The sequence below is a fragment of the Homoserinimonas sp. genome, assembly GCF_056262345.1.
Genome location: NZ_JBACFR010000017.1, coordinates 1 through 5,685 on the forward strand (window position 1 = coordinate 1; position 5,685 = coordinate 5,685).

The 5,685-nt window shown below is 67.0% G+C and carries 8 protein-coding genes; 5 read left to right on the forward strand and 3 right to left on the reverse strand.

Annotated elements, in window-relative coordinates; all coding sequences use genetic code 11:
* From AC062T_RS00875 to AC062T_RS00895, 5 genes are all read left to right on the forward strand, one after another.
* A partial coding sequence (locus tag AC062T_RS00875) for an amidohydrolase family protein (protein WP_476026514.1) occupies positions 1–504 on the forward strand: 504 nt, incomplete at its 5' end.
* A gap of 8 nt (positions 505–512) precedes the next feature.
* On the forward strand, positions 513–1,262 hold the full coding sequence (locus AC062T_RS00880) for an urease accessory protein UreF (protein ID WP_476026516.1): 750 nt from the start codon (positions 513–515) through the stop codon (positions 1,260–1,262).
* The gene (gene ureG, locus AC062T_RS00885) at positions 1,255–2,070 is read left to right on the forward strand and encodes an urease accessory protein UreG (protein WP_476026518.1); all 816 of its coding nucleotides are present in this window, start codon (positions 1,255–1,257) and stop codon (positions 2,068–2,070) included. Before AC062T_RS00880 ends, ureG begins: the two co-directional genes overlap by 8 nt.
* A gap of 27 nt (positions 2,071–2,097) precedes the next feature.
* Entirely contained in the window at positions 2,098–2,925 is an 828-nt protein-coding gene (locus AC062T_RS00890) for an urease accessory protein UreD (RefSeq protein ID WP_476026520.1), read from the forward strand.
* Complete coding sequence (locus AC062T_RS00895) at positions 2,922–3,941, forward strand: HoxN/HupN/NixA family nickel/cobalt transporter (protein WP_476026522.1); 1,020 nt, start codon at positions 2,922–2,924, stop codon at positions 3,939–3,941. Before AC062T_RS00890 ends, AC062T_RS00895 begins: the two co-directional genes overlap by 4 nt.
* 31 nt (positions 3,942–3,972) lie before the next feature.
* On the opposite strand, the gene AC062T_RS00900 is transcribed toward AC062T_RS00895, so the two are convergent.
* The 3 genes from AC062T_RS00900 to AC062T_RS00910 all read right to left on the reverse strand — a co-directional run.
* The gene (locus tag AC062T_RS00900) at positions 3,973–4,689 is read right to left on the reverse strand and encodes an alpha/beta fold hydrolase (RefSeq protein ID WP_476026524.1); all 717 of its coding nucleotides are present in this window, start codon (positions 4,687–4,689) and stop codon (positions 3,973–3,975) included.
* 35 nt (positions 4,690–4,724) lie between these two features.
* The gene (locus AC062T_RS00905; protein ID WP_476026526.1) at positions 4,725–5,468 is read right to left on the reverse strand and encodes an alpha/beta fold hydrolase; all 744 of its coding nucleotides are present in this window, start codon (positions 5,466–5,468) and stop codon (positions 4,725–4,727) included.
* 20 nt (positions 5,469–5,488) lie between these two features.
* The coding region (locus tag AC062T_RS00910) for an alpha/beta hydrolase fold domain-containing protein (RefSeq protein ID WP_476026528.1) at positions 5,489–5,685 on the reverse strand (197 nt) is incomplete at its 5' end.

Consider the following 5,685-nt stretch of genomic DNA (forward strand, 5'->3'; position numbering starts at 1 on the left):
CGCGCGCGCCGCTACGTTGCCAAGTACACGATCAACCCCGCTGTTGCGCACGGCATCGACTCAGAGGTGGGGTCGGTCGAAGTGGGAAAACTCGCCGACCTCGTGCTCTGGGAGCCGAAGTTCTTTGGCATCCGACCCTCCGTGATTATCAAAGGCGGTGGGCTGGTCTGGGGAGCGCTGGGCGACCCCAACGCCTCCATCCCCACTCCACAACCCGTCATGATGCGCCCGGCCTTTACCAACACCATCGGCGCAGACCTTTCGGTGTCATTCGTGTCTCCGGCGGCCCTAGAAAACGGCATCGCCGACCGACTGGGCCTGCGCCGGCGGCTGGCTGCCGTTGCCCCCACCCGAGACATCGGCAAGGCGGACATGAAGAACAACGACGTGTTGCCGCGCATCGATATCCGCCCCGACACCTTCGACATCTCGATCGATGGTGAGCTCGTGGTGCCCGCCCCTGTCGGTCGTGTGCCACTGGCGCAGCTGTACACGATGTTCTAGGCCGCTCGATGATGAACGCGACAACCGCAGAGCAGCCCTCTACAAGGCTGACATCGACGACCATCGCCATGATGCTCGCCGATGCCCGGTTGCCTGTGGGTGGCCATGTTCACTCCGCCGGGCTTGAACCTGCGCTGGCGGGCGGAATGCCCGCCGCCCAGGTGCCCGCCTATATGCGCGGCCGGGCGTGCACCGTGACCCTGGTTGAGGCCGGCACAGCGGTCGTTGCCCGGCACGTGTCGTTGCTCGGGGCCGCCGACGCGACGGGTTCGTGGCAGGAGCTTGTTCTCTCCCTTGCCGCAGTCGACCGAGCCTGGGCGGCCCGCACTCCAAGCCGCGCTGTGCGCGATGTTTCGCGCTCGCTGGCGCGCGGTTACCAGCGACTCGCGCAGACCCTCTGGGCGAGCCATCCTGCCGTGGCAGCGACGCAGCCGCTCATGCCGACCGGGCCCACTCTGTCGCGCCCGGTGCTGCTCGGCGTCATTGCCGCCGCCGCCGGCCTCGACGCCGAGAGCCTCGTGCGACTGGTCATCTATGACGACGCGCAGACCATTGCCGCCGCCCTGCTAAAACTCGAGCCCCTTGACCCCGCCGTGCCCCCGGGCTGGGTGCTTGCGGCATGTGCCGCAGCGGAAGAGTCTGTCATCGACCTCGCCGCCCTGACTTCTGCCGACGCCATCCCGGCGTGGGGAGCTCCCGAAAGCGAAGGGTGGGCAGAAGCCCACTCTCGAACAACGCAAAGGCTATTTCGTGCTTGAGACCTCATCTGCCTCCACCAGCGCACCAGCGCGCTCCCTCCGCCTCGGCGTCGCCGGCCCCGTAGGAACGGGAAAAAGCTCGCTGATTGCCACCGTCTGCCGTGCGCTTGCGAGCGAGCTTCGCCTCGGTGTCGTTACCAACGACATCTACACGGACGAAGATGCCCGCTTTCTGCGCTCTGCCGGCGTGCTGGAGCCCGACCGCATTCGTGCGGTGGAAACCGGCGCCTGCCCGCACACCGCCATCCGCGACGACATCACCGTCAACCTGCTCGCAGTAGAAGACCTGGAGCGCGACTTCTCCCCGCTCGACGTGGTGCTGATTGAGTCCGGTGGCGATAACCTCACCGCAACCTTCTCGCCGGCCCTCGTCGACGCACAAATCTTCGTGCTCGACGTGGCTGGCGGGGGAGACGTCGCCCGCAAGGGCGGCCCCGGCATCGCCCGCGCCGACCTGTTGGTGGTCAACAAGACCGACCTCGCACCCTACGTCGGGGTGGATGTTGCCACGATGGTGGCCGACGCCGAAGCTGCCCGAGAGGGACGCCAGGTGTTGGCTCTCTCTCGTGCCGATGCTGCCAGCGTCGAGACGCTCGCGGCGTGGGTGCGCGGGCTGCTCGTGGAGCACCGAGCAGGAACCCACACCCCCCAGGATCCCGGCCCCATGGCGCCCCACTTTCACGCTGACGAAGAGGGCGGCGTCGGAACCCTGCACACCCACGACGACGGCCAGCATTCCCACGATGGCCAGCATTCTCACGACGGCCAGCATTCTCACGACGGCCAGACCGCTCACTCTCACCCGTAGCGCACACCGCCGACGACCTCCTTGGCCATGACAGACATCCACCTCGCAGCGGACGCCGGTCGCGCCCGCCTGACAACCCGTGCGGGGGCGCTCGTGCCGCGCGTCATTGACATTGGCCCCGACTTTGCCCGGGTAGCCCTTGTCGCCGGCGGCGCTCTGTTGCTGGGCGGAGACAGTGTGCGTGTGTCCATTAGCGTCGGAGTCGGCTGCACGCTGGAGCTGGAGGACATCGGGGGAACCGTTGCCTATAACGCCGACGGCCGAGGCTCCGAATGGTTCGTTGAGGCCACGGTGGAGGAGAACGCGCTGCTGCTGTGGCACGGCCTGCCCTTCGTAGTCGCCGACGGCGCCAATGTCGACCGGCGCACCGCGATCGACCTGCGAGGTCACGGGGCGTTGGCGTGCCTGCGGGAGACGATCGTGCTGGGGCGCACGGGTGAACGCGGTGGCACGATCGGCCTGCGCACCACCGTGCAGGCCGTGCCACACACCGAGGCCTCCGCCCTGGCACGCACCGAGGCAATCTTTGTCGAACATCTCACAGTGTCGGGCACCGACCCGGTTCCCGGAGTTCTCGGCGACAACCGGGTGCTCGATTCCGTTGTGCTCTTAGGGACCCGTGCTCCGGCAGACGCGGCCGGGAGCATCGCCCGCGATTCCCCGTGCACAGAACTGTTTGAGCTTGAGGGAGAGGGGAGCATCACGCGCTCTCTGCACCACGAAGCGCACCGATCCCTGCTCACACCGGTGTGGGAAAGCTGGCGCGCGCACGCCCGCTCTGTTCACGCGGCCCCTGCCGCTCCCGCTCGCTCCGCCAGCAGTCTCTCTCCCTCTCAGATAGGAACCCACTCGTGACCCCATCCCCAGCACTGCGAGCCCCTGCCACGTCGACGATCGGCATCGTCGTTACCATCGCGGGCCTTCACCTAGTCGGATGGGGCCTCCCCGTTGTCGCCATCCTGATGGGCAAGGATGGCCTGCTCGTTCTGGGACTTGCTGTTGCCGCCTACGTTCTGGGAGTGCGGCACGCGTTCGACGCGGACCACATCGCGGCAATCGACAACGCGACGCGCAAACTCAGTGCACCCGGCGTGCCCGCCCATTCTGTCGGCTTCTGGTTCTCGCTCGGCCACTCCACCGTGGTCGTGGGGACTGTCATCCTGCTGGCGGCGGGCGTGCACTTTTTGGTCGCGGTGATCGAAGACGACTCCTCTCCCATTCGAACCGCGGCGGGCCTCTGGGGTCTCAGCATTTCAGTGCTCTTTGTGCTCGCGTTCGGCATCGTGAACCTGCACTCGCTCGTGCGGCTCGTCAAGCGCCATACTGCAACCGGCAGCGCCGAAGCCGAGTCGCCCGCCCGCGGCCCAATCGGGCCGATGTTCCGGCTCTTTCGCCCCATCGCCAATCTGGTCGACCGACCGGGGCGCATGTATCCCCTCGGGCTGCTGTTCGGTCTCGGCTTCGACACCGCCGCCACGATCGGGCTCTTCATCACCACGGGCCTCGCTTCATTCCAGGTGTCGTGGGCGCTCGCGCTGGCCCTGCCGCTGCTCTTTACCGCTGGAATGAGCCTGTTTGACACCCTCGACGGCGCTTTTATGTCGCGCCTTTACCGTTGGGCTGGCCAGCACGCTGGCCGCAACCTGCGCTACAACCTCGTTGTGACCTCACTCTCTGTCGCATCGGCATTGCTCGTTGCAGCGGTGGGACTCTCCGAAATCCTGAGCCAGGCGACCGCGGCGAATCTCGCCTTCCCCATCGACACCACGTACTTCGGCTTCGTAGTGGTCGGCGCGTTCATAGTGGTGGCCGCGGTGGCGGTCGTCACCAGGCGGAGGCCTGTCGGAAGCACCGGCCGGCTCGCTCGTTGAGGGCGAGCCGGCTTCACCTGGTGGAGTTCAGTCAGCCCACCTGCACCTGGGCCAGAGCGTTCTCCGCTGCGGTCTGGATGGTCTGCGCCACCGCTCCGGCCTGGGTCATAAAGACCGCGTGGCTTGCGGAGACGTAGGTGATCTCCGCGTTCGCACGCGTCGCCATGTGCTTCAGCATTGCGGGGTCGAAGGACTGATCCTCGGTGGCGATGACGGCCCACGCGGGCTTGTCCCTCCAGGCCGCGCGCGTCACCGGGGTGGCGAACGCGGACATGTTGATCGGCACCTGCGAGTCGCGGAGGAACGCAGCGTCCTCGTCACTCGCATCTGCCGCAAAGCCGATCTTGAACGTGTCGTGGTTGAGAAAGCCGAAGCCGTCGTCGCCGACATCGATCGTGAAGTTCGGCGTGGGAGCGAAGCCCTCATACTGCTTCGCGGTGTTTTCGCCGTCGTCGGGAACGAGCGCCGACACGTACACCAGGCCGGCGACGGCAGCGTGATTGCCCGCCTCGGTGATGACCGTGCCGCCCCAGGAGTGGCCGACGAGGATCGTGGGGCCATCCTGCAGGTCGAGCACCCGCCTGGTGGCCGCGACGTCATCCTCAAACGAGGTGAGCGGGTTCTGCACGATCGTCACCCGGTGGCCCTGGGCCGTCAGTATGTCGTACACGCCCCGCCAGCCGGAGCCGTCGGCGAACGCGCCGTGCACCAGCACCACGTTCTTGATTGCGTTATTCGTGTTGTTCATGGTTTTCTTCCTTTCTTTTTGGGTACCGCACGGTTTCACGCGCGGGAGTAGGTTTCGAACGGGTACCCCGCAATGGCCGCGAGGATTGTGCGCGCCACGACCTCCGGGCGGGATACCGCGACCGCGTGCGAGCCGCCGTCAACCCGGGTCGTGCCCTTGGACCCGGCACGTTCCGCAAGGAACACGTGTGCGGCCTCGGGAATGTTGTTGTCGGAACTGCCGTAGACAAACCAGGAGGGGATGCTCTGCCACCCCGGCGTCGGCGTGGAGAGTGGCTCGTTCACGGCACGGTCGGAGATCGGGCGTTGAGTCGCGGCCATGAGCATCGCCGTGGTCTCGTCGACATCCGCGCAGAACTGCTGGTGAAAAAGCTCGGTGCGGATGGTGAGATCGCTGCCACCGGAGGTCAGCGGGGTGCCTAGGACGCGCTCGCCAAGCGTGCTGCCGGGGTAGAGGCCGGTGAGTTGGGCGGTGCTCTCTCCGGTGTCGGGGGCGAAGGCACACACGTAGACGAGTGCCTCGACGTTGCCGACGTGCGCCGCGGCCTGCGTGGTGACCATGCCTCCGTACGAGTGCCCGACAAGCACGACCGGCCCATCGACGCGCCGCACGGTGTCGGCCACGCGCTCGCTGTCGCTCGCCACACCTCGCAGGGGGTTGGATGCCGCGATTGCGCGTACCCCGTCGTGGGCCAGCCGTTCGATCACGCCGTTCCAGCTGGAGTTCTCGGAGAACGCGCCGTGCACCAGCACGACGGTGGTGGAGCTGGGGGAAGACACGGTCAGTGGGTCCTTCCGCTTCAGCGGGTACCTGGTGCCGTGCCCAGTGCCGTGCGCAGCACCTGCCCGGCCTGCCCGATAGCCGCGGTCGCGGCGGCAGACGAGCGCAGCGGGTTGAGCATCATGAAGTCGTGGAGGATGCCGTTATAGCGCACGCAGGTTGTGCGCACCCCGGCCTTGGTGAGCCGCCGCGCGTAGGCCTCGCCCTCGTCGCGGA